Below are 23,867 nucleotides of genomic sequence, written 5' to 3'. Positions count from 1 at the left end.
TCCCCATTATGGGAATTGTCACTATTGTGACCAGCTGGATATTTCAGATATTCTGCGCCTGGACTCACTTTAAGAAGGCTTCCATCATGATGTCTTTCCGTCGTTTCAATACTGCCGCATTGGCTGTTTTTCTCGCGTGTTCCCTCGTATCAATACCTGCTATGGCTAATCCTGGTAATGGGAATGGTAATGGCGGAGGGCAGGGCAATAATGGCAACCATGGTAATTCCGGCTCACATGGCGATAACGGAAATCATTCGGCAAATAATCAACACAAACCTGCTAAACAAAAAGACGGTAACGATGTTTCAGTGAATGTCAGCTATGACCGTGCGCGTACGCTGGCCGTGAATTATGGTTTGACGGGCTATGACTCTTTGCCGCCGGGAATCGCAAAAAACGTTGCGCGCGGTAAAGCACTACCGCCAGGTATTGCGAAGAAAACGGTGCCCGCTTCTATGCTGGGGCAGTTACCATCCTATCCGGGATATGAATGGCGAATTGTAGGCGACGACTTAGTTTTGGTGGCGCTAAGTACCGCTGTCGTAACGGCAATTATTAATGGTGTATTCAAATAAAATAATAACGCCCGGGGAACCGGGCGTTATTATTTAAATTAGTACATCACTTTATGACCGTACTGTTCCAGGATGCCTTTCACGCGCTCCATGGTCTCTTTCTTCGGCGGATGAACGCCATCAAGTTTGTACTCTTCACCCATCGCCACCCATTTGTGTTTACCCAGCTCATGGTAAGGCAGCAGTTCGATTTTCTCGACATTGCCCATATCGCGGGTAAATTCACCGAGGCGGTGCGCGGAGTCGTCATCGTCGGACCAGCCCGGTACAACAACGTAGCGGATCCAGACCTTAATATTTTTATTCGCGAGGTATTTCGCGAACTCCAGCGTACGGTGGTTAGAGACACCCACCAGATCCTGATGAATTTCATCATTCATCTGTTTGAGATCGAGCATCACCAGATCAGTCACTTCCAGCAGCTCATCAATCACCGGATCGTAACGGCGAACAAAGCCGTTGGTATCGAGACAGGTATGAATACCCTCTTTTTTGCAGGCTCGGAACCAGTCGCGAACAAACTCCGCCTGCAAAATGGCTTCCCCACCGGAAGCTGTCACGCCACCGCCGGACGCATTCATAAAGTGACGATAGGTCACAACATCTTTCATCAGCTCTTCGACGGTGATTTCTTTGCCGCCATGAGTGTCCCAGGTATCGCGGTTATGGCAATACAGGCAACGCATCAGGCAGCCCTGGAAGAAGGTGATAAAACGGATACCCGGGCCATCAACAGTGCCACAGGATTCAAAGGAGTGGATGCGACCAATAACTGACATTGCGGTGTATTCTCCAGATGTGGCCCATCCGGGGCCTGTATTGATGCACAGCTCATCGGCTATGTTTAAGTCTATTTTGGCTGATATCCATGGTTTAAGTATAGATATCTGACAAAGCAGACTGGCAAGCGGTGTTAAAAAGGCCCCACTTGTGTGGAGCCTTTATTGTACGCTTTTTAAATCGCGATTTCAGTCAATACCCGTCGTCTTTCAGGCTTCATCCTTGTTGGCTTCATTTACTCACCCGAATCCACTTACTTTAGTAAGCTCATCGGGCTTTGTGCTCTTCTTGCCGCCTTGATGCGCCCGAAATCTCCTGGGTTACACCAGTTACATGGTCTGAGTGAAAGTACGGGTAATAACGTCCTGCTGCTGTTCTTTAGTCAGGGAGTTAAAACGTACTGCGTAGCCAGATACACGGATGGTCAGTTGCGGATATTTCTCCGGATGTTCCATCGCATCAAGCAACATTTCGCGGTTCATCACGTTCACGTTCAGGTGCTGACCACCTTCGATGGACGCTTCGTGGTGGAAGTAACCATCCATCAGACCTGCGAGGTTGGTTTTACGCACTTCATCGTCTTTACCCAGCGCGTTCGGAACGATAGAGAAGGTGTAAGAGATACCATCTTTAGCGTAAGCGAACGGCAGTTTTGCAACGGAGGTCAGAGAGGCAACAGCACCTTTCTGGTCACGGCCGTGCATCGGGTTAGCACCTGGTCCGAACGGCGCGCCAGCACGACGACCATCCGGGGTGTTACCGGTTTTCTTACCATACACAACGTTAGAAGTGATGGTCAGAACAGACTGAGTCGGGATAGCGTTGCGGTAGGTAGTGAGTTTCTGAATTTTCTTCATGAAACGTTCTACCAGGTCAACAGCCAGATCATCTACACGTGCATCGTTGTTACCAAACTGCGGATATTCGCCTTCGATTTCGAAGTCGATAGCCAGACCGTCTTCATCACGAATCGGTTTAACTTTCGCATATTTGATAGCAGACAGGGAGTCAGCCGCAACGGACAGACCTGCGATACCACACGCCATAGTACGGATAACGTCACGGTCGTGCAGTGCCATCAGAGAGGCTTCGTAGCTGTACTTGTCGTGCATGTAGTGGATAACGTTCAGTGCAGTGACGTACTGTTTAGCCAGCCAGTCCATGAAGTGATCCATGCGATCCATCACTTCATCGAAGTTCAGCACATCGCCTTTGATCGGTTCAGATTTAGGACCAACCTGCATTTTCAGTTTTTCATCAACGCCGCCGTTGATGGCATACAGCATGGTTTTCGCGAGGTTAGCGCGAGCACCAAAGAACTGCATTTGTTTACCAACAACCATCGGGCTTACGCAGCAAGCGATAGCGTAGTCGTCATTGTTGAAGTCCGGACGCATCAGATCATCGTTCTCATATTGCAGAGAAGACGTATCGATGGAGACTTTCGCAGCAAATTTCTTGAAGTTCAGTGGCAGTTTTTCAGACCACAGAATGGTGATGTTCGGCTCCGGAGACGGCCCCATGGTGTACAGGGTGTTCAGGAAACGGAAACTGTTTTTGGTAACCAGAGTACGGCCATCAACACCCATACCGCCGATAGATTCAGTTGCCCAAATCGGGTCACCAGAGAACAGTTCATCATACTCAGGGGTACGCAGGAAGCGAACCATACGCAGTTTCATGACCAGGTGGTCAACCATTTCCTGCGCTTCTTGCTCGGTGATTTTGCCTGCTTTCAGATCGCGTTCAATGTACACGTCGAGGAAGGTCGCAGTACGACCGAAGGACATTGCTGCGCCGTTCTGGGATTTAACAGCAGCCAGGTAGCCGAAGTAAGTCCACTGAATAGCTTCCTGAGCGGTAGTTGCCGGACCAGAGATATCGCAACCGTATTTAGCGGCCATCTCTTTGATCTGACCCAGGGCACGATGCTGTTCAGCGATTTCTTCACGCAGACGGATAGTCGCTTCCAGGTTTACGCCGTTTTCCATGTCAGATTGCAGAGACAGGAACTGGGAGTATTTGTCTTTCATCAGGAAGTCGATACCGTACAGTGCAACGCGACGGTAGTCACCGATGATACGACCACGACCATAGGCATCTGGCAGACCGGTCAGCACGCCAGATTTACGGCAGTTCAGGATGTCTTTGGTGTAAACGTCAAAAACGCCCTGGTTATGAGTTTTGCGGTATTCAGTGAAGATTTTTTTCAGGGCCGGATCCAGCTCGCGGTTGTACGCTTTGCAGGAACCTTCAACCATTTTGATACCACCGAACGGGATAATCGCACGTTTCAGCGGCGCTTCAGTCTGCAGACCAACGATTTTCTCAAGCGCTTTGTTGATGTAACCAGCATCGTGAGAGGTGATGGTAGAAGCAACAGAGGTGTCGAAGTCAACAGGCGCGTGAGTGCGGTTTTCCTGTTTAACGCCTTCCATTACTTTGTCCCACAGCGTGGTGGTCGCTTCGGTCGCGCCAGCCAGGAAGGACTCGTCACCCTCGTAAGGGGTATAGTTTTTCTGGATAAAGTCGCGTACGTTGACTTCTTTCTGCCAGTCACCTTTCGCAAAACCTTCCCAGGCTGTGGCTAATTTTTCATTAAGCTCGGACATGTAACACCTACCTTCTTAAGTGGATTTTTTATTTACTGCCTGAAACAACCATCAATTAATGATGATTATCGCCACGCAGGTAAATGACCCAGTATGTCAACCCAACTAACAATCCTCCACCAATGATATTCCCAATTGTTACCGGAATCAGATTATCGGTGATGAAATTTGTAATAGTCAGGTGAGAAAAACTTTCCGGGCTGGAGCCGATAGCGGTCCAGAACTCCGGGCTTGCAAAGTGACGGATTACGATACCCATCGGAATCATAAACATGTTTGCGATACTGTGCTCAAAACCGCTGGCAACGAACATGGCCACCGGCAGAACCATAATCAATGCTTTATCTGTCAGGCTGCGACCTGAGTAGCTCATCCATACGGCCAGACAGACCATCAGGTTCGCCAAAATACCCAGTGCGACAGCTTCAATAAAGGTATGGTGCAGTTTGTGGTCGGCTGTTTGCAGGACATTCAAGCCCCAGCCGCCATTCGCTACCATATATTCACCGGATAACCACATCAGCAGCACAAAGAGCAATGCACCAAACAGGTTACCGATATAAACGTTGACCCAGTTACGAGCCAACTGGCCCCAGGTGATACGTCCACTGGCTTTCGCCACCACGATCAACACAGTTGATGTGAAAAGGTCTGCGCCGCAGATGACGCAAAGAATTAACCCTAATGAGAAACATATCCCACCAACTAATTTAGCCATGCCGTACGGCATTGAGGCTGTCCCAGTGGTGGCAGTAATATAAAAAACAAACGCGATGGAGATAAAGACCCCTGCTGTAATCGCCAAAAAGAACGTTGTCAGCGGTTTCTTTGTTGCTTTGTAGACACCTGCTTCTTCGGCAACTTTGGCCATCGCAGCTGGAAGTATTAGATCAAAAGGGTTGTCAGCTTTCACACTAACTCTCTCTTTATTTAAGTCGGCGACGAGATACTAACAAAGCATTATAGAAGAGGATTTGATATGGATCATATCTCGCCTGGCTTATAGGACCGCAAAGTGCATGGTTTTTCAGCAAATGCGGAGTAACTTTTTGATTTTAAAAGTAAAAATAAAGTTTAAACTTTGCAATTACAGTTGAATTTTTTTATGCGGCCTCCCAGACAACAGTTAATTAAAATGGGGTAATTACCATAAAGAGTAACAATAATCCCTGGGTTTATATGAATATATTCACCCATGGTTAACTTAATTATTACAATTGGCACTCATTGCCGAAATATAAATAAAAAGGGGCAATGAAATTGCCCCGTAATATAACGTAGACCTGTGATTAAGCCTACAGATTGTCGTGTTACTTGTCGTTAATTCGACCAAAAGGCACGTTTGGCCCGTTGTAATTTTTCGTAAGCTGCCAACAACGCCTGGTGCGCCGGGAACGCCGTCAACGAACCATCAGTTGCCTGCAGACCATAGAAGGGCGCTTCACCGCTTAGCGCCGCACTTGCCGCTTCAACTGCGTCCGCACCGTACATGCGCACAAAAGCGTTCAGATATTGCAGCGGCTGGCGCTCTTCTTCCTGAGACAGCTGCAGCAACGTTTGCAGGCAGCGGTAGTAATTGATGCGCTCAGCGCTGAATACCGAGCCGTTGAGCTCGATTGTCCACTCCGTCCATGAGAGCGCCTGATCCAGGTCGCCACCCGCTAGCGCGAGCATTGCTTTTAGTTCGCCAATACGCAGCGTAAACCAGCCATTGTCTTTACCGGTCGCAACGCCCAGTAACTCACGCACGCGGGTGAAATCGTCGTGGCCTTCTTCATCGAGCTGCTCAATAAGATTCAGGTAATCTTCTTTCTCCCACTCGCTGCCTGGCAGAGAGAGGATAGTTTCGCGCAGATGACTACCCATGCTGTTGTTTGCCAGCCAGAGATCTTCTGCCGGATAAATATCGGACATGCCCGGAACCAGAATACGACAGGCGTAGACGCCCAGATGCTCGTAGTCGGCGATGTACACTTCTTTATCTTCTGCATTGAAGATGGCCATCAGGGTGGCAAACTCTTCTTCGGTTGTTCCGGCAAAGCTCCAGTCAGCAAACGGATAGTCCGCATCTTGCTTAAAGAGATCCCAGGAGATCGAACCGCTGGAGTCGATAAAGTGCGTTTCGAGGTTGGTATGTTCTGCGACTTCTTCATCATCAAACGTTGGCGGGGTAAAGACATCCAGATCTTTCAGGCTACGCCCCTGGAGCAGTTCAGTCACGGTACGTTCCAGCGCCACACCAAAGTCCGGATGTGCGCCGAAAGAGGCGAAGCAGGTACCGTTAGTCGGGTTAAACAGAACCACGCAAATGACCGGATATTTGCCGCCCAGCGAGCCGTCATAAGCAAAAATCGGAAAACCTTCGGCTTCCAGCTTCTCAATGGATGCCACAACGCCAGGATAACGTGCAAGTACATCTGCCGGGATCTCAGGCAGACTGATGCGTTCGCTGATGATGCGGTTTTTAATATGACGTTCAAAAACCTCTGACAGCCCCTGTACGCGAGCTTCATTACGGGTATTACCCGCTGACATGCCGTTAGATACATACAGGTTACCGACGATATTCATTGGAATATAGACGGTTTGTTCATCTGACTGGCGGGTAAAGGGGAGGGCGCAAATTCCACGAGCTTCGTTGCCGGACTGCAGATCGATCAGCATACCTGCCGTCAGCTCGTTTTCCGGATCGTAAAATGCACGCAGGCGCGAATCGAGAATGCCTTCCGGCAGAGTGTCGTCTTCGGTCAGCGGGAACCACTTCTCATTTGGGTAATGGACAAATGGACCGTTAGCCACGTCATCACCCAGCCAGAAATCGGCAAAGAAATAGTTGGTGGACAGACGCTCAAAATATTCACCCAGCGCGGATGCCAGTGCCGCCTTCTTGGTCGCGCCTTTACCATTGGTAAAACACAGCGCGCAGTCTTTATCGCGAATATGGACGGACCAGACGTTAGGTACCGGGTTCAGCCAGGAGGCTTCTTCAATATTGAAGCCGAGATCGAGCAATTTTTGCTGGAAGCGAGCGATGGAATCTTCCAGTGCGGCGTCTTTGCCGGGAATATAGGTTTGCGTCATAGCAGTCACTTTTTTGTACGTAAAGCGGGCAATGATACGGGTTTTACGTGACTGACGCTATCTTCGGGGCCCGGTCTGCGGAAATAAAACTTTTGGCTATCATTAATGGAACTAACTTATTGTTCGGACATAAAAAAATGAAAGCGTTTGATCTCCACCGCATGGCGCTGGATAAGGTTCCTCTGGAGTTTCTGGGCGAAGTTGCGCTTCGCAGCCTTTATACCTTTGTTTTGGTCTTTATATTTCTGAAAATTACGGGGCGGCGCGGCGTGCGTCAGATGTCGCTATTTGAAGTATTAATCATCCTGACACTAGGCTCTGCGGCAGGCGACGTTGCGTTTTATGACGATGTGCCAATGCTTCCGGTACTGGTGGTATTTGTTACCCTCGCTGTGCTGTACCGCTTAGTGATGTGGTTCATGACTCATAGCGAGAAACTGGAAGATTTACTGGAAGGCAAGCCTGCCATCATTATTCACGAAGGGGAATTTGTCTGGGAGAAATTAGATAAGCAGAACATGACGGAATTTGAATTCTTCATGGAGCTACGAATCCGCGGTGTTGATCATCTTGGGCAGGTGAGGCTGGCTCTCCTGGAGACCAATGGGCAACTTAGCGTCTTTTACTATGCTGATGAAGATGTAAAACCGGGTCTGTGTATTTTACCTAAGGCGTTTTCTGAGCGTTTCACTACCATACCTGAAGCGGGAGATTATGCATGCGTACAGTGCGGTAAAATCATTGCTATGCCAGCGGGTTGCCATCAATTATGTCCGCGCTGTGCAAATCCAGAATGGTCGAAGGCCAGCCGTGGAATTCGGGTGACTTGATAGCCATTATGTCGGTTTTATGACGATTAGACGGGAGAATGTTTTGTGTGACAACGAGCGCATTTTTTGGGTCATAAGTTTTAGACATTGCGGCGCGTGTCACTGAATGATAAAACCGATATCCACTGTTATAACTTATTGCTTTTAGCGTGGTGAGGGGAAATGGCTCAGGTCTTTAATTTCAGTTCAGGTCCGGCAATGTTACCGGCGGATGTGCTTAAACAGGCTCAACAGGAACTCTGTGACTGGCACGGTCTTGGTACATCGGTGATGGAAATCAGCCACCGTGGTAAAGAATTTATTCAGGTGGCTGAGGAAGCAGAAAAGGATTTTCGCGATCTGCTGAATATTCCCTCGAACTACAAAGTTTTGTTCTGCCATGGTGGCGGCCGTGGTCAGTTTGCCGGCATTCCGTTGAATATTCTGGGTGATAAGACCACTGCAGATTATGTTGATGCAGGTTACTGGGCGGCGAGCGCAATCAAAGAAGCAAAAAAATACTGCTCTCCTAATGTTATTGACGCAAAAATCTCCGTCGATGGCCTGCGTGGCGTGAAGCCGATGAGCGAGTGGCAACTCAGTGATAACAGCGCCTACTTGCACTACTGTCCGAACGAAACCATTGACGGTATTGCCATCAATGAAACACCGAACTTTGCGTCAGATGTGGTTGTAACGGCAGATCTCTCTTCCACTATTCTGTCCACTCCACTGGATGTCTCCCGCTATGGCGTGATTTATGCAGGCGCGCAGAAAAATATCGGCCCGGCTGGCTTAACGCTGGTTATCGTTCGTGAGGATCTGCTGGGTAAAGCGCATCAATCTTGCCCTTCAATTCTGGATTACACCATCCTGGCGGAAAATGATTCAATGTTTAACACGCCGCCGACATTTGCCTGGTATCTGGCTGGTCTGGTGTTTAAATGGCTGAAAAACAACGGTGGCGTTGCGGCCATGGATCGTATTAATCAGCAAAAAGCTGACCTGCTGTACGGTTTGATTGATAAAAGCGATTTCTACCGTAACGATGTTGCCAAAGCGAACCGTTCTCGCATGAACATTCCGTTCCAGTTAGCTGACAATTCACTGGACAAAATTTTCCTTGAAGAGTCGCTGGCTGCGGGGCTGCATGCACTGAAAGGTCACCGTGTAGTCGGTGGCATGCGTGCCTCCATCTATAATGCAATGCCGCTGGAAGGCGTAAAAGCGCTGACTGACTTTATGGCTGACTTCGAACGTCGCCACGGCTAATTGGCTTGCCTTACACCCCCGTAGCCTGGCTGCGGGGTTTTTTTATTCTGTTTGTTGAGAGTTGAGTTTCATGGAATCCCTGACGTTACAACCCATCGCGCGGGTAGATGGCACGATTAATCTGCCTGGTTCAAAAAGTGTTTCCAACCGCGCCTTGTTGCTGGCCGCCTTTGCACAGGGCACCACCGTTCTGACCAATCTTCTTGACAGCGATGATGTACGCCATATGCTCAATGCGCTCAATGCTTTGGGCGTTTCCTTTACGCTGTCTGCGGATCGTACCCGCTGTGAAGTAACGGGTATCGGCGGGCCGTTAGCCGCAGAAAAACCTCTGGAGTTATTCCTGGGTAATGCAGGTACGGCAATGCGCCCGCTGGCAGCAGCGCTGTGCCTTGGCAGCAATGATATTGTCCTGACCGGCGAACCACGCATGAAAGAGCGTCCGATTGGTCATCTGGTGGATGCGCTACGTCAGGGCGGCGCGCAGATTGATTATCTGGAACAGGAAAATTATCCGCCTCTGCGTCTGCGCGGCGGGTTCAGCGGCGGCTGCGTTGAGGTTGACGGTAGCGTATCGAGCCAGTTTTTAACTGCATTGCTGATGACTGCTCCGCTTGCAACCCAGGATACCGTCATCTCCATTAAAGGAGACCTGGTTTCCAAACCCTATATCGACATTACGCTGCATCTGATGCACACCTTCGGTGTTGAAGTCGAAAATCAGCAATATCAGCGCTTTGTCGTGCGTGGTAATCAGCAGTACTCCTCCCCAGGCCACTATCTGGTGGAAGGTGATGCTTCTTCTGCTTCCTATTTCCTGGCAGCTGGCGCGATTAAAGGCGGCACGGTCAAAGTTACCGGTATTGGGCGCAACAGCGTGCAGGGCGATATTCGTTTTGCCGATGTACTGGAAAAAATGGGGGCACAGATTGTCTGGGGTGAGGATTTTATCTCCTGTACGCACGGAGAATTGAACGCCATTGATATGGATATGAATCATATCCCGGATGCAGCGATGACGATTGCAACGGCGGCACTCTTTGCTCGCGGTACAACTACGTTGCGTAACATTTATAACTGGCGCGTTAAAGAAACTGACCGTCTTTTTGCAATGGCTACAGAGCTTCGTAAAGTGGGCGCTGAGGTGGAAGAGGGCGAAGATTTTATTCGCGTGACCCCACCTGCACATATCCAATATGCGGAAATTGGCACCTATAATGACCACCGTATGGCAATGTGTTTCTCTCTGGTGGCGTTGTCGGATATACCTGTCACTATCCTCGATCCGAAATGTACGGCCAAAACCTTTCCTGACTACTTCGAACAACTGGCGCGCATTAGTACGCTGGCCTGATTCTTTTCCTGCAGTTTTTGACGCCGACATCTGTCGGCGTTGTTGATTTCTTCGCCTTGCTGTCTTCTCCGTTGAATGTTATTTTTGCACGTTAGCTTTATTTAAGCTTATGAATTATTTATGTTTTATATGTTTAATCAACGGATGATTCACATGACACATACAAAAAAACTTATGGCATTAGCCGTGGCTGCAGTGGTACTGGTGGGTTGAAAGAATATGAACGCAAATATGCTCGCCAGCTCGGGCGTCTCTGCCTTCAAAGCGGCGACATTATCAGATGCAGATGTAAAAGCGCTGTCGAGCGATGCCTGCAAGCAAATGGACACCACCAACAAAGTGGCGGGCGCATCAAGTAAATATACAAAACGCTTGAATACAATAGCGAAAGCATTGGGCAACAATATCGACGGCATACCTGTTACTTATAAAGTCTATTTAACCTCGGATGTGAACGCGTGGGCTATGGCCAACGGCTGCGTCCGCGTCTACAGCGGCCTGATGGATCTGATGACTGATAACGAAGTCGAAGCAGTATTAGGGCATGAACTGGGACATGTGGCGCTGGGCCATTCGAAGAAAGCCATGCAGGCGGAATACGCGACGCTTGCTGCCCGCGATGCCATTTCTGCTACCAGCGGCGTTGCGGCGCAACTGTCCCGCTCACAACTGGGTGATTTGGCTAATGGTGTTATCAATTCCGCCTTTTCCCGCAGCCAGGAGTCAGATTCAGATGATTTTTCCTATGACTTGCTAAAAAAACGCGGCATCAAAACACAGGGCCTGGTGACCAGCTTCGAGAAGCTGGCGCAAATGGATTCCGGCCATGCGAAATCGTTATTTGATTCTCACCCGCCATCAGCGGAGCGCGCGCAACACATTCGTGATCGTATCGCCGCAGATAAAAAGTAAATAATTGTCACTTTCGGGCTGGTATTCTTCCAGCCCTCTATAATTGCGCAAACCTTCTCCACTCAGCACGATTAATCCTGTTATTTATGCCAGGTAGTAACGGTCATTGGCGTTGCAGCGTATAATGCGCGGCGTTCACGTTAACGGTATGCCTTTATGAAGGAGAAAAAGATGACGGCAATTGCCCCGGTAATCACCATTGATGGGCCTAGCGGTGCGGGGAAAGGCACCCTGTGCAAGGCAATGGCGGAAGCGTTGCAATGGCATCTACTGGATTCAGGCGCAATCTATCGTGTGCTGGCGCTGGCCGCACTGCACCACCATGTTGATGTCACCTCAGAAGACGTACTGGTCCCGCTGGCAGCGCATCTTGACGTACGTTTTGTCTCGACTGACGGCAACCTTGAAGTGATCCTTGAAGGTGAGGACGTGAGCGGTGAGATCCGTACGCAGGAAGTCGCTAATGCGGCATCGCAGGTTGCGGCTTTCCCTCGCGTGCGCGAGGCCTTGTTACGTCGTCAACGCGCTTTTCGTGAAGCGCCGGGCCTCATTGCGGATGGCCGCGATATGGGGACCGTCGTATTCCCTGATGCGCCAGTGAAAATTTTCCTTGACGCTTCCTCGGAAGAGCGTGCGCACCGCCGCATGCTACAGTTGCAGGAAAAGGGGTTTAGTGTTAATTTTGATCGCCTTTTATCCGAGATAAAAGAGCGCGATGACCGCGATCGCAGTCGCGCCGTCGCCCCACTTGTTCCTGCAGAAGATGCGTTAGTGCTGGATTCTACCAGTTTAACTATTGAGCAAGTGATTGAAAAAGCGCTACAATATGCGCGCCAAAAACTGGCACTCGCGTAATTGCGACAGAATTAGCAGTACCCCCGCTGCAAAGGATTGACGGCGGGTATGTGAAACAACCCCATCCGGCACGGAGCCAGGTGGACGTTAATATTAACCTGAAGATTAAACATGACTGAATCTTTTGCTCAACTGTTTGAAGAATCCTTAAAAGAAATCGAAACCCGCCCGGGTTCCATCGTTCGTGGTGTTGTTGTTGCTATCGACAAAGACGTAGTACTGGTTGACGCTGGTCTGAAATCTGAGTCTGCCATTCCGGCTGAGCAGTTCAAAAACGCCCAGGGCGAACTGGAAATCCAGGTTGGCGACGAAGTTGACGTTGCTCTGGATGCAGTAGAAGACGGCTTCGGTGAAACCCTGCTGTCCCGTGAAAAAGCTAAACGTCACGAAGCCTGGATCACGCTGGAAAAAGCGTACGAAGAAGCTGAAACTGTTACCGGTGTTATCAATGGCAAAGTCAAAGGCGGCTTCACTGTTGAGCTGAACGGTATTCGCGCGTTCCTGCCGGGTTCTCTGGTAGACGTTCGTCCGGTTCGCGACACGCTGCACCTGGAAGGCAAAGAGCTTGAATTCAAAGTAATCAAGCTGGACCAGAAGCGTAACAACGTTGTTGTTTCTCGTCGTGCCGTTATCGAATCCGAGAACAGCGCAGAACGTGATCAACTGCTGGAAAACCTGCAGGAAGGCATGGAAGTTAAAGGTATCGTTAAGAACCTCACTGACTACGGTGCATTCGTTGATCTGGGTGGCGTTGACGGCCTGCTGCACATCACTGATATGGCATGGAAACGCGTTAAGCATCCGAGCGAAATCGTTAATGTGGGCGACGAAATCACTGTTAAAGTGCTGAAGTTCGACCGCGAGCGTACTCGTGTATCCCTCGGCCTGAAACAGCTGGGCGAAGATCCATGGGTAGCTATCGCTAAACGTTACCCGGAAGGTACTAAACTGACTGGTCGCGTAACCAACCTGACTGACTACGGCTGCTTCGTTGAAATCGAAGAAGGCGTTGAAGGTCTGGTTCACGTTTCTGAAATGGACTGGACCAACAAAAACATCCACCCATCCAAAGTTGTTAACGTTGGTGATGTAGTGGAAGTTATGGTTCTGGATATCGACGAAGAACGTCGTCGTATCTCTCTGGGCCTGAAACAGTGCAAAGCTAACCCGTGGCAGCAGTTCGCGGAAACCCATAACAAGGGTGACCGTGTTGAAGGTAAAATCAAGTCTATCACTGACTTCGGTATCTTCATCGGCCTGGATGGCGGCATCGACGGTCTGGTTCACCTGTCTGACATCTCCTGGAACGTTGCAGGCGAAGAAGCAGTTCGTGAATACAAAAAAGGCGACGAAATCGCAGCTGTTGTTCTGCAGGTTGACGCAGAGCGTGAACGTATCTCCCTGGGTGTTAAACAGCTCGCAGAAGATCCGTTCAACAACTACGTTGCTCTGAACAAGAAAGGCGCGATCGTAACCGGTAAAGTAACTGCAGTTGACGCGAAAGGCGCAACCGTAGAACTGGCTGACGGTGTTGAAGGTTACCTGCGTGCTTCTGAAGCATCCCGTGACCGCGTTGAAGACGCAACTCTGGTTCTGAGCGTAGGCGATGACGTTGAAGCTAAATTCACCGGCGTTGACCGTAAAAACCGTGTAGTAAGCCTGTCTGTTCGCGCTAAAGACGAAGCTGACGAGAAAGATGCTATCGCAACTGTTAACAACAAACAGGAAGACGGTAACTTCTCCAACGCTATGGCAGAAGCCTTCAAAGCAGCTAAAGGCGAGTAATATTTCGCCATACTTTGGACTGCCAGACGGCTGTGAGTACATCGCCTCGGTAAATTACCGGGGCGATATTGCAAAGCAATCGTGTCTGACACGCGAAGTATGATGAGTATACTTGACAGATTACAGATTTCGTCCTGTAATCAAGCACAAAGGGCGGCTACGGCCGCCCTTGTTCAAGCTGTTAAGCTAATTTGCCCTGAAGGAAACCGGAGGAATCATGACCAAGTCAGAATTGATTGAAAGACTTGCCAGCCAGCAATCGCACATTCCCGCGAAAGCCGTGGAAGACGCGGTCAAAGAGATGCTGGAGCATATGGCCTCTACTCTTGCCCAGGGTGAGCGTATTGAGATCCGCGGTTTCGGCAGTTTTTCTCTGCACTATCGTGCACCCCGCACCGGGCGTAATCCGAAAACGGGCGATAAAGTGGATCTGGAAGGAAAATACGTTCCGCACTTTAAGCCGGGTAAAGAATTGCGTGACCGCGCCAATATTTATGAAGGTTAAGTTTTAATCTGGATTGAAACCTAATCATCGTGAAAAGCACCGACAGGTGCTTTTTTCATTTTTATCTCCTTCCTCCTTCCTCCTGGAAAGCTGCTCGCAAAATGCGTGTCTTCGGTTGCAAGTTCGTTTAGAACTGTCCACCTTTGCCGCAAAACCAGAAAATCATGCCAGACGGCTTGCGCAACGCCAGTCACACTTACCGTAACAAGGAGGTGGGCATGCCATTACCTGCGCTAGCGTTGTGCCTGAACGTAGGCATATTGCCACTATTATTTCTCCCCGCACTGCCTGAAATTGAATATGTCTGGATGATAATTGTTGCAGGATGTCTGCTGGCCAGCAGACATCAGCGCTACATTCGTTATACAGGGTTTACGGTGCTGTTTTTCGCCTGGGGATTGTTAGCAGCATTACAGGCTATCTGGCCAACTCAACATTTGCCGGGGGCGAATCGGCAGGTGAGGGTGGTGATTACCGGGACCGATCACGCAACAACACACTACGCTGATATCACTCATCTGGAAGGTAAACGCATAATCCCCGCAGCAGGTATAACGCTCTACGGCGAATACCTGCCGCAGCCGGTGTGCATTGGCCAGCAGTGGGATATGACGATAAGAGCGCGGCCAGTACATGGGCAACTGAATGATGGAGGGTTTGACACTCAGCGTCACGCGTTGTCGTCGCATTTACCGCTGACCGGTCGTTTTACTAATGCACAGATTGTGGATGCTCAATGTAGCTGGCGCGGTCAGTACCTGGATTCGCTGAGCAAGTATCTGGAAACGTACCCCTGGAGAGCGGTCATTCTGGCGCTGGGGCTTGGCGAGCGTTCTGTACTGGATCGTGAGGTAAAAGATATTATGCGTCAGACGGGTACCGCTCATCTGATGGCGATATCCGGTCTGCACATTGCGCTGACGGCAATGCTTGGCGTATTACTGGCAAGGGGCGTGCAGCGTTTTTTACCCACAAGGCGAATTAACTGGCATTTACCGTTATTAATTGGTGTGGTCTGCGCTATCGGTTACGCCGGGTTAACGGGAATGCAGCCACCTGCTTTTCGAACGACGCTCTCTATTGTGATATGGGCGGTGCTACGTCTGTCGGGACGCCTGTGGACACCGTGGCAGGTCTGGCTGTGCTGCATTGCCGGCATACTGTTTATCGACCCTATCGCTGTGTTATCACAAAGTTTATGGCTGTCTGCGTTCGCCGTCGCGGCACTGATTTTTTGGTATCAATGGCTCCCATTACGGATACGCAATCTCTGCTGGTGGCGTCGGGTTCTCAGCGACCTTCTCTACATCCAGGCCGGCATGACATTATTGCTGATGCCGCTGCAGATTTTGTCGTTTCACGGCATAAGCCTGAGCTCAATGGCGGCGAATTTAATCGCTGTACCGCTGGTTACTTTTCTCACCGTCCCACTCATCCTTGTCGGTATGCTACTGCATCCGTTCGGCCTGCAAAGTGTTGAATCATTTGTCTGGTCTCTGGCTGATGGTTCTCTTGCGGTTCTGTTCTGGTCTCTGCAACGCTTGCCGTACGGTTGGCTTGATGTCGATGCACGCTGGCTTGGGTTAGCCTGCCTCCCCTGGCTTTTTCTTATCATGGGAAAATTGCGCTGCTGGCGCTCTTTTCCTGCTGTCGGTTGTACGGCAATCATCCTATTGCTGTTCCCTTTTCGGCAGATCTATCGCGACGGTGACTGGGCCGTACATATGCTTGATGTAGGACAAGGGCTGGCGATGGTCATTGAGCGCAATGGCAAGGCTATTTTGTACGACACCGGGCTTGCCTGGCCGGGAGGGGACAGCGCGCAACAACTGATTACTCCATGGTTACGTTGGCATCATCTGCAACCGGAAGGCATTATCCTCAGCCATGAACATCTCGATCATCGCGGCGGGCTTAATACGCTTCTTATCGACTGGCCATCGCTATGGGTTAAAAGTCCATTAGGCTGGCCCAGTCATCAGCCCTGTTTTCGCGGTGAAAGCTGGCAATGGCAGGGACTCGCCTTCACCGCACACTGGCCTCTCAAAGACACACAAATGAAGGGAAACGATCGTTCATGCGTGGTCAAAGTTGATGACGGGCAACAGAGCATACTACTGACGGGAGATATTGAAACCGCAGGGGAAATGGGGATGATGAGCCATTACTGGCAGTATCTCCAGGCTACACTTATCCAGGTGCCTCATCATGGCAGTAACACCTCTTCCACGCTCCCTTTTATTCAGAGGGTGAATGGAAAAGTGGCGCTGGCGTCTGCATCGCGTTACAACAACTGGCATTTACCGTCAGCAAAAGTGAAAAAGCGTTATCAGCAACAGGCTTACCGGTGGTTTGATACGCCTCATCATGGACAAATAACAGTCTTATTCTCGCGGCAAGGTTGGAAAATCTTGAGCTTACGTGAGCAAATTTTCCCACGTTGGTATCATCAGTGGTTTGGCGTACCTGGAGATAACGGGTAGAATATGCGGCTATTTCAACAAGTGCTGGTTTTTTGAATGCATAACGACAAAGATCTCTCAACATGGCAGACGTTCCGCCGACTTTGGCCCATCATTGCGCCGTTTAAAGCGGGTTTGATCGTGTCGGGAGTAGCGTTAATCCTCAACGCAGCCAGCGATACATTTATGTTATCGCTTCTCAAACCATTACTGGATGATGGTTTTGGTAAAACGGACCGCTCTGTGTTGCTGTGGATGCCACTGGTGGTTATCGGGCTGATGATTTTACGCGGCATCACCAGCTATATCTCTAGCTACTGTATTTCATGGGTTTCTGGCAAGGTGGTGATGACCATGCGTCGCCGCCTCTTTAGTCATATGATGGGGATGCCCGTATCCTTCTTTGACAAACAATCTACCGGGACACTCCTGTCTCGCATTACATATGACTCTGAACAGGTCGCTTCTTCCTCTTCCAGTGCGCTGATCACTGTGGTACGTGAAGGGGCATCTATCATCGGTCTGTTTGTGATGATGTTCTATTACAGCTGGCAATTATCCGCAATTCTCATTGTGCTTGCGCCGATCGTCTCTTTTGCTATCCGCGTTGTGTCAAAGCGTTTTCGCAATATCAGCAAAAATATGCAAAACACGATGGGGCAGGTGACGACCAGTGCCGAGCAGATGCTGAAAGGGCATAAAGAAGTGCTGATGTTTGGTGGTCAGAATGTAGAAACCAGCCGTTTTGAGAAAGTCAGCAATAAGATGCGCCTGCAGGGAATGAAAATGGTATCGGCATCCTCAATATCCGATCCAATCATCCAGCTTATCGCTTCGCTGGCTCTGGCGTTTGTGCTTTATGCTGCAAGTTTCCCAAGCGTGATGGATACACTGACAGCAGGGACCATCACCGTGGTGTTCTCCTCCATGATCGCACTGATGCGCCCACTGAAATCGCTGACCAATGTTAACGCGCAGTTTCAGCGCGGGATGGCGGCCTGTCAGACGCTGTTCGCTATTCTCGACAGCGAGCAGGAAAAAGATGAAGGTACGCTGGTTATTGAACGTGCAAAAGGTGACGTTGAGTTTCGGGATGTCACCTTCACTTACCCAGGGCGCGAGACGCCTGCGCTGCGTAATATCAATCTGAGCATTCCGGCAGGTAAAACAGTAGCACTGGTTGGCCGTTCTGGTTCGGGTAAATCGACCATGGCAAGCCTTATCACGCGCTTCTATGACATAGATAAAGGCCAGATCCTGATGGATGGTCATGACCTGCGCGAATATAAGCTGACGTCATTGCGCAACCAGGTTGCACTGGTCTCGCAAAATGTGCACCTCTTCAATGATACCGTGGCAAATAATATTGCCTATGCTCGTACGGAAGAGTACAGCCGTGAGCAGATCGAACAGGCGGCGAAAATGGCCTATGCCATGGATTTCATCAATAAGATGGACAATGGTCTGGATACCATTATCGGTGAAAACGGCGTACTGCTTTCCGGCGGCCAGCGGCAGCGTATTGCGATTGCCCGTGCGCTGCTCCGTGACAGCCCTATCCTTATCCTTGATGAAGCAACATCAGCACTGGATACGGAATCAGAGCGTGCGATTCAGGCGGCGCTCAACGAATTGCAGAAAAACCGTACCTCACTGGTGATTGCACACCGCCTTTCAACGATCGAACAGGCAGATGAAATCGTCGTGGTAGAAGATGGGCGCATCGTTGAGCGTGGAAGCCATAGCGAGCTTCTGGCGCAGCGCGGTGTTTATGCGCAGTTGCATAAAATGCAGTTTGGCGAATGATTGCGCGCATCTGGTCCGGCGAATCACCGCTGTGGCTGCTGTTATTGCCGCTCTCCTGGCTCTATGGCCTGGTCAGCGGCATTATTCGTTTGTGCTGGCGGCTGGGGTTGAAAAAAGCCTGGCACGCGCCCGTTCCCGTTGTTGTGGTCGGCAATCTTACCGCGGGTGGCAATGGTAAAACGCCAGTGGTTGTCTGGCTGGTGGAACAGTTACAGCAGCGCGGTATACGGGTGGGAGTGGTTTCCAGAGGATATGGCGGTAAAGCCGCACACTATCCGTTACTACTCACTCCTGAAACCACGACCGCCGAGGCGGGCGATGAGCCGGTGCTTATTTTTCAGCGTACAGGGGCGCCTGTCGCTGTTTCTCCCGCCAGAGTCGATGCCGTCAAAGCGCTTCTGGCCGATTCGTCAGTGCAGCTAGTCGTTACCGACGACGGTTTGCAGCACTATCGCCTGTACCGTGATAAAGAAATTGTCGTTATTGATGGCGTGCGGCGTTTTGGTAACGGCTGGTGGCTTCCGGCAGGGCCGATGCGTGAACGGGCATCGCGACTTAAATCCGTTGATGCTGTGATCACTAATGGTGGAATTGCTCAGCCTGGCGAGATAGCTATGCGATTGCAGCCAGGGCTGGCTGTGAATTTGCTTACCGGTGAGCGCCGCAATGTCGACGCGCTGCAAAATCTGGTTGCGATGGCTGGAATTGGTCATCCTCCGCGTTTTTTTGCTACGCTGCATGAAAGCGGTGCGCGTCCGGTGAAAACCGTTGCGTTAGCCGATCACCAGGTGCTTTCCCGGAAGGATGTCTCAGCACTGCTCGAGCCGGATCAAACACTTATCATGACGGAAAAAGATGCCGTTAAGTGTCGCGCTTTTGCGGAAAAAAACTGGTGGTATCTGCCTGTGGATGCGCATCTTGAGAATAAGCAAGCAGAGAAGTTGTTGCAGGAACTCTTAACTCTGGTGCGCTGACGTTCTTGTCGGGGCGCGCCGTGTTCTACAACCGGGAAGCCTATGTCTGTGCCACAAATCACGCTGCAAACTGCCCGTCATCTCCATCTTGCCGCTCAGGGGTTACTGAGAAAACCATCCCGTCGCGCTACCCCTGGTGACGTACTGGCGACGATTCAACGCATGTCATTGCTACAGATTGATACCATCAATATTGTGGCGCGAAGCCCTTATCTGGTGCTGTTCAGCCGTCTTGGCAAATATCCCCCGCAGTGGCTTGACGACGCGCTGAAAAATGGCGAACTGATGGAGTACTGGGCGCATGAAGCCTGCTTTTTACCACGCAGCGATTTTGCACTATTCCGTCATCGTATGCTTGCCCCTGATAAAATGGGCTGGAAATATCGCAAGGCGTGGATGCAAGAGCATGCCGAGGAAATTGAGGCGCTCATCGCACATATTCAGCAAAACGGCCCTGTTCGTTCGGCTGACTTTGAACATCCGCGTAAAGGGGCCAGCGGCTGGTGGGAGTGGAAGCCACATAAGCGCCATCTTGAAGGGTTATTTACTGCAGGGAAAGTGATGGTTATCGAACGTCGCAATTTCCAGCGCGTTTATGACCTTACCCATCGTGTGATGCCAGACTGGAATGACGAACGGGATTTATTAACGCAGGCAGAAGCCGAGCACCTTATGCTTGAAAAGAGCGCGCGCAGTCTGGGCCTCTTTCGTGCTGAATGGCTTGCGGATTATTACCGTCTGCGTCGGCCTGCGTTACCACTGCTGCTTGAGCGCATGCAGGAAGAGGGCAAGATTATCCCGGTGGATGTCGAAGAACTCGGTCCCGCCTGGCTACATACTGACCTGATGCCGCAGCTTGACCTTGCAACAGTCGGCAAACTGACGGCAACGCATAGCGCTGTGCTTTCCCCCTTCGACCCGGTAGTCTGGGATCGCAAACGGGCGGAGCAGCTGTTTGATTTTAGCTATCGGCTGGAGTGCTATACGCCTGCGCCGAAACGCCTGTACGGGTATTTTGTGTTACCACTGTTGCATCGTGGTCGTCTGGTCGGGCGAATGGATGCCAAGATGCATCGTAAGGCGTCGGTACTGGAGGTCATTGCGCTCTACCTGGAAAACGGTGTAAAACCAGGTCACACGCTTGAAAAAGGGCTCATAACTGCAATCGGTGATTTTGCCCGCTGGCAAGGCGCGCAGCACGTTACCTTTGGGTATCTGCCGGAAGGGCTTTTTATTGAGCATCGTCAGGGGCTGGAAATAGACGCAGCCTGACTACTGAATATGTTAAAGTTTACGGATCACGCGTCAGGTCCATCAGGAGGAAATATGGATCATCGGTTACTGGAAATCATTGCCTGCCCGGTTTGTAATGGCAAACTTTATTACAGCCAGGACAAGCAAGAACTTATTTGCAAAGTAGATAGTCTCGCTTATCCCGTGCGCGAGGGCATTCCTGTACTGCTGGAAAACGAAGCCCGTTCATTAACAGAAGAAGAGAGTCGGCCATGAGTTTCGTTGTCATTATTCCAGCGCGTTATGCATCCACCCGTTTACCAGGGAAACCATTGGTTGATATCAATGGGAAACCCATGGTGGTGCATGTGCTGGAACGTGCGCGTGAGTCCGGGGCGGCGCGCGTAATTGTTGCGACCGACAATACTGATGTTGCGCGTGCGGTAGAAGCGGCGGGTGGAGAGGTCTGCATGACCCGCGCCGATCATCAGTCCGGGACGGAGCGTCTGGCCGAAGTCGTTGAAAAATGTGGTTTCAGTGATGACACTGTGATCGTCAATGTGCAAGGTGATGAACCGATGATCCCGCCGGCGATTATTCGTCAGGTGGCTGAAAATCTGGCCGCTCGCGACATCGGTATGGCTACGCTGGCAGTACCGATTCATCACGCCGATGAAGCATTTAATCCTAACGCGGTGAAAGTGGTGACCGACGCGCAAGGCTATGCGCTCTATTTCTCCCGGGCAACCATTCCATGGGATCGCGATCGTTTTGCTGCTTCTCGTGAGACGATTGGCGACACTTTGCTGCGTCATATCGGTATTTATGGTTATCGTGCCGGCTTTATCCGTCGTTATGTAAACTGGGAAGCCAGTCCGCTGGAAAATATCGAGATGCTGGAGCAACTGCGTGTACTGTGGTACGGCGAGAAAATCCACGTAGCCGTTGCGACGGAAATCCCGGGAACGGGCGTCGATACCCAGGAAGATCTCATGCGTGTACGCGCTGAAATGCGTTAATTTCCTCTTCTCAATCCCCTCACCCAGAGGGGATTTGCGTTTTTCCCGCAAATTCTCGTATTGATTTGATCTCATCAGGGTGACATCCCGACATCCGGCGCTCATTATAAAAGCAGTAGTCTTCATGAGGGCAATCTGCTATGGAACAACTGCGCGCTGAATTGAGCCACCTGCTGGGTGAAAAGCTGAGCCGCATGGAATGTGTCAGCGAGAGACCTGATACAACATTATGGTCCTTGTATGACAGTCAGGGGAATCCGATGCCGTTGCTGGCGAGAAGTTTTTCCACCCCAGGCCTTGCACGTCAACTGGCATGGAAAATCTCAATGCTGGCACGCAGTGGCACGGTACGTATGCCCGTCGTATATGGGGTAATGACCCATGAAGAGCATCCGGGGCCCGATGTTTTGCTAATGGAACGCCTGCGCGGTGTGCCGGTGGAAGCGCCTGCACGTACCCCTGAACGCTGGGAGCATCTGAAAGACCAAATTGTGGAAGGGCTATTGTCCTGGCACAGACAGGACAGTCACGGCTGTGTGGGAATGGTGGACAATACACAGGAGAACATCTGGCCTTCCTGGTATCGTCAGCGGGTAGAGGTGCTATGGACCACGCTGAATCAGTATCACAATACGGGGCTCACGATGCAGGATAAACGTATCCTCTTTCGCACCAGAGAGTGCCTGCCGTCGCTGTTCGAAGGTTTTAACGACAACTGTGTGCTGGTACACGGTAACTTCAATCTGCGTAGTATGTTGAAAGATGCCCGAAGTGACCAGCTTCTGGCGATGGTCGGGCCGGGTATCATGCTCTGGGCGCCCCGAGAATATGAACTGTTCCGCCTGGCGGATGGCCCCCTGGCCGAAGGCTTGTTCTGGCACTACCTTCAGCGCGCCCCGGTCGCAGAATCCTTCATGTGGCGGCGCTGGCTCTATCTGCTGTGGGATGAAGTGGCGAAACTGGTCAACACGGGCCACTTCAGTCGCCCCAGTTTTGACCTGGCGTCTAAGTCACTCCTGCCCTGGCTTGCCTGAGTCACCTTTCAACCACTGCCAAATCCGCCCAAGTGTTTCATACCCGACCCGGTCGCTGTGCATGAGCCAGACCGGGGAAGGGATGGCGCGTTCCCAGGGGTTAAGAGGGGAAACGATAGCCAGTTGGTTCGCAGGAGCGGGAAGGGGATGCAACCCCGCATTACGGAAGAAAATCATTGCCCTGGGCATATGCGATGCGGATGTCACCAGTAAAAATGGCGCATCGCCAATAGTACGTTTGACCGCTGCGGCTTCCTCTTCGGTATCTTTCGGTGAGTCGAGGGTGATGATATCGCTGCGCGGGATGCCCAGGCTCTCAGCCACTCTGGCCCCGGCTTCTGCGGTACTGACCGGGTTCGTTTTTGCCGCCGCCCCCGTAAAGATCAATTTCGCCCCTGGGTTCTGATGTAACAGGCGAATACCTTCATTCAAACGTGGCAGGCTGTTATTAATGAGATTTGAGCTGGGTGCCCATGCGTCATTCCAGGTGTAGCCTCCGCCCAGAATTACGATATATTGCACCGTCTCTCCACCGCGCCAGGTGGGATAAGTGTCTTCGATGGGTTTGAGCATTTTATCCGCGACGGGTTGCAGACTCAGCAGCAGAAGAACCAGCCAGCTTGCGCTGATGATACCTTTGCCTGTTTTCTGCCAGCGGCTGAACCAGACCAGTAATAGCCCAAGCCCAATCAGTATCAGCAGTGCAGGCAGGGGCAGCATCAGGCCGCCAATGTATTTCTTGAGCGTAAAAAGCACGCGTCCGTCTCCTTTTTAACCATACAGCAGGCGTTTTGCG

19 protein-coding genes and 1 pseudogene are annotated in these 23,867 nt (G+C 50.9%); 15 read left to right on the top strand and 5 right to left on the bottom strand.

The features are described 5' to 3' along the window. Window positions 1-89 precede the first annotated feature (89 nt). Window positions 90-578, top strand: a complete 489-nt coding sequence (locus AAIG39_RS11625) for an anti-virulence regulator CigR family protein (protein WP_090086036.1) — start codon at window positions 90-92, stop codon at window positions 576-578. Between the two features lie 38 nt (window positions 579-616). On the opposite strand, the gene pflA is transcribed toward AAIG39_RS11625, so the two are convergent. The 4 genes from pflA to ycaO all read right to left on the bottom strand — a co-directional run bounded on the left by pflA (window position 617) and on the right by ycaO (window position 7,051). Further along, a complete protein-coding gene (pflA, locus tag AAIG39_RS11620; RefSeq protein WP_249572957.1) occupies window positions 617-1,357 on the bottom strand; it encodes a pyruvate formate lyase 1-activating protein in 741 nt (246 codons plus the stop codon). 330 nt (window positions 1,358-1,687) lie between these two features. Next, the gene (gene pflB / locus AAIG39_RS11615; protein ID WP_090085601.1) at window positions 1,688-3,970 is read right to left on the bottom strand and encodes a formate C-acetyltransferase; all 2,283 of its coding nucleotides are present in this window, start codon (window positions 3,968-3,970) and stop codon (window positions 1,688-1,690) included. 55 nt (window positions 3,971-4,025) lie between these two features. Beyond that, on the bottom strand, window positions 4,026-4,883 hold the full coding sequence (focA, locus tag AAIG39_RS11610; protein WP_090085603.1) for a formate transporter FocA: 858 nt from the start codon (window positions 4,881-4,883) through the stop codon (window positions 4,026-4,028). A gap of 407 nt (window positions 4,884-5,290) precedes the next feature. Continuing rightward, window positions 5,291-7,051: a 30S ribosomal protein S12 methylthiotransferase accessory factor YcaO gene (gene ycaO, locus AAIG39_RS11605; protein WP_343193910.1), complete on the bottom strand. Its 1,761-nt coding sequence runs from the start codon at window positions 7,049-7,051 to the stop codon at window positions 5,291-5,293. A gap of 137 nt (window positions 7,052-7,188) precedes the next feature. Here ycaO and AAIG39_RS11600 point away from each other — a divergent pair, with 137 nt between their 5' ends. The 14 genes and pseudogenes from AAIG39_RS11600 to AAIG39_RS11535 all read left to right on the top strand — a co-directional run bounded on the left by AAIG39_RS11600 (window position 7,189) and on the right by AAIG39_RS11535 (window position 23,071). Beyond that, complete coding sequence (locus AAIG39_RS11600) at window positions 7,189-7,881, top strand: YetF domain-containing protein (RefSeq protein WP_343193970.1); 693 nt, start codon at window positions 7,189-7,191, stop codon at window positions 7,879-7,881. A gap of 162 nt (window positions 7,882-8,043) precedes the next feature. Then, window positions 8,044-9,132, top strand: a complete 1,089-nt coding sequence (gene serC / locus AAIG39_RS11595) for a 3-phosphoserine/phosphohydroxythreonine transaminase (protein ID WP_090085607.1) — start codon at window positions 8,044-8,046, stop codon at window positions 9,130-9,132. Window positions 9,133-9,202: 70 nt separating this feature from the next. Further along, window positions 9,203-10,486 carry a 3-phosphoshikimate 1-carboxyvinyltransferase gene (aroA, locus tag AAIG39_RS11590; RefSeq protein WP_343193909.1) on the top strand — a complete coding sequence of 428 codons (1,284 nt, stop codon included), beginning with the start codon at window positions 9,203-9,205 and terminating at the stop codon, window positions 10,484-10,486. Between the two features lie 153 nt (window positions 10,487-10,639). Then, window positions 10,640-11,398 (top strand): annotated as a pseudogene (gene loiP, locus AAIG39_RS11585) (metalloprotease LoiP). Between the two features lie 171 nt (window positions 11,399-11,569). Further along, complete coding sequence (cmk, locus tag AAIG39_RS11580) at window positions 11,570-12,253, top strand: (d)CMP kinase (RefSeq protein ID WP_090085612.1); 684 nt, start codon at window positions 11,570-11,572, stop codon at window positions 12,251-12,253. A 111-nt stretch (window positions 12,254-12,364) separates the two neighbouring features. Continuing rightward, entirely contained in the window at window positions 12,365-14,038 is a 1,674-nt protein-coding gene (gene rpsA, locus AAIG39_RS11575) for a 30S ribosomal protein S1 (protein ID WP_047371052.1), read from the top strand. 217 nt (window positions 14,039-14,255) lie between these two features. Continuing rightward, window positions 14,256-14,543, top strand: a complete 288-nt coding sequence (gene ihfB, locus AAIG39_RS11570; RefSeq protein ID WP_039078549.1) for an integration host factor subunit beta — start codon at window positions 14,256-14,258, stop codon at window positions 14,541-14,543. Window positions 14,544-14,761: 218 nt separating this feature from the next. Then, a complete protein-coding gene (locus AAIG39_RS11565) occupies window positions 14,762-17,026 on the top strand; it encodes a ComEC family protein (RefSeq protein WP_343193908.1) in 2,265 nt (754 codons plus the stop codon). A 36-nt stretch (window positions 17,027-17,062) separates the two neighbouring features. Further along, a complete protein-coding gene (msbA, locus tag AAIG39_RS11560; protein WP_090085616.1) occupies window positions 17,063-18,811 on the top strand; it encodes a lipid A ABC transporter ATP-binding protein/permease MsbA in 1,749 nt (582 codons plus the stop codon). Next, a complete protein-coding gene (lpxK, locus tag AAIG39_RS11555) occupies window positions 18,808-19,785 on the top strand; it encodes a tetraacyldisaccharide 4'-kinase (protein WP_343193907.1) in 978 nt (325 codons plus the stop codon). The genes msbA and lpxK overlap by 4 nt, the downstream gene beginning before the upstream one ends. A 42-nt stretch (window positions 19,786-19,827) precedes the next feature. Then, the gene (locus tag AAIG39_RS11550) at window positions 19,828-21,057 is read left to right on the top strand and encodes a winged helix-turn-helix domain-containing protein (RefSeq protein ID WP_343193906.1); all 1,230 of its coding nucleotides are present in this window, start codon (window positions 19,828-19,830) and stop codon (window positions 21,055-21,057) included. Window positions 21,058-21,111: 54 nt separating this feature from the next. Then, window positions 21,112-21,294: a Trm112 family protein gene (locus AAIG39_RS11545; protein WP_039078554.1), complete on the top strand. Its 183-nt coding sequence runs from the start codon at window positions 21,112-21,114 to the stop codon at window positions 21,292-21,294. Beyond that, entirely contained in the window at window positions 21,291-22,037 is a 747-nt protein-coding gene (gene kdsB / locus AAIG39_RS11540) for a 3-deoxy-manno-octulosonate cytidylyltransferase (RefSeq protein ID WP_343193905.1), read from the top strand. Before AAIG39_RS11545 ends, kdsB begins: the two co-directional genes overlap by 4 nt. A 140-nt stretch (window positions 22,038-22,177) precedes the next feature. Continuing rightward, window positions 22,178-23,071, top strand: coding sequence for a YcbJ family phosphotransferase (locus AAIG39_RS11535; RefSeq protein WP_090085624.1), 894 nt, complete (start codon window positions 22,178-22,180; stop codon window positions 23,069-23,071). On the opposite strand, the gene elyC is transcribed toward AAIG39_RS11535, so the two are convergent. After that, a complete protein-coding gene (gene elyC / locus AAIG39_RS11530; protein ID WP_090085626.1) occupies window positions 23,048-23,827 on the bottom strand; it encodes an envelope biogenesis factor ElyC in 780 nt (259 codons plus the stop codon). The two genes, AAIG39_RS11535 and elyC, sit on opposite strands and share 24 nt — an antisense overlap. Between the last annotated feature and the right edge of the window lie 40 nt (window positions 23,828-23,867).

The organism is Phytobacter palmae (assembly GCF_039409775.1).
Lineage (GTDB): Bacteria > Pseudomonadota > Gammaproteobacteria > Enterobacterales > Enterobacteriaceae > Phytobacter > Phytobacter palmae.
Note: the sequence above shows the minus strand (reverse complement) of the source record. Positions and strands in the feature narration are given on the sequence as shown.

Bases quoted from the DNA above. Each gene is read 5' to 3' on its own strand.
- aroA (WP_343193909.1), top strand. From the start codon at position 9,203: ATGGAATCCCTGACGTTACAACCCATCGCGCGGGTAGATGGCACGATT.
- kdsB (WP_343193905.1), top strand. From the start codon at position 21,291: ATGAGTTTCGTTGTCATTATTCCAGCGCGTTATGCATCCACCCGTTTA.
- ihfB (WP_039078549.1), top strand. From the start codon at position 14,256: ATGACCAAGTCAGAATTGATTGAAAGACTTGCCAGCCAGCAATCGCAC.
- serC (WP_090085607.1), top strand. From the start codon at position 8,044: ATGGCTCAGGTCTTTAATTTCAGTTCAGGTCCGGCAATGTTACCGGCG.
- AAIG39_RS11550 (WP_343193906.1), top strand. From the start codon at position 19,828: ATGTCTGTGCCACAAATCACGCTGCAAACTGCCCGTCATCTCCATCTT.
- AAIG39_RS11535 (WP_090085624.1), top strand. From the start codon at position 22,178: ATGGAACAACTGCGCGCTGAATTGAGCCACCTGCTGGGTGAAAAGCTG.
- ycaO (WP_343193910.1), bottom strand. From the start codon at position 7,051: ATGACGCAAACCTATATTCCCGGCAAAGACGCCGCACTGGAAGATTCC.
- AAIG39_RS11600 (WP_343193970.1), top strand. From the start codon at position 7,189: ATGAAAGCGTTTGATCTCCACCGCATGGCGCTGGATAAGGTTCCTCTG.
- pflA (WP_249572957.1), bottom strand. From the start codon at position 1,357: ATGTCAGTTATTGGTCGCATCCACTCCTTTGAATCCTGTGGCACTGTT.
- AAIG39_RS11625 (WP_090086036.1), top strand. From the start codon at position 90: ATGTCTTTCCGTCGTTTCAATACTGCCGCATTGGCTGTTTTTCTCGCG.
- lpxK (WP_343193907.1), top strand. From the start codon at position 18,808: ATGATTGCGCGCATCTGGTCCGGCGAATCACCGCTGTGGCTGCTGTTA.
- msbA (WP_090085616.1), top strand. From the start codon at position 17,063: ATGCATAACGACAAAGATCTCTCAACATGGCAGACGTTCCGCCGACTT.
- cmk (WP_090085612.1), top strand. From the start codon at position 11,570: ATGACGGCAATTGCCCCGGTAATCACCATTGATGGGCCTAGCGGTGCG.
- AAIG39_RS11545 (WP_039078554.1), top strand. From the start codon at position 21,112: ATGGATCATCGGTTACTGGAAATCATTGCCTGCCCGGTTTGTAATGGC.
- AAIG39_RS11565 (WP_343193908.1), top strand. From the start codon at position 14,762: ATGCCATTACCTGCGCTAGCGTTGTGCCTGAACGTAGGCATATTGCCA.
- rpsA (WP_047371052.1), top strand. From the start codon at position 12,365: ATGACTGAATCTTTTGCTCAACTGTTTGAAGAATCCTTAAAAGAAATC.
- pflB (WP_090085601.1), bottom strand. From the start codon at position 3,970: ATGTCCGAGCTTAATGAAAAATTAGCCACAGCCTGGGAAGGTTTTGCG.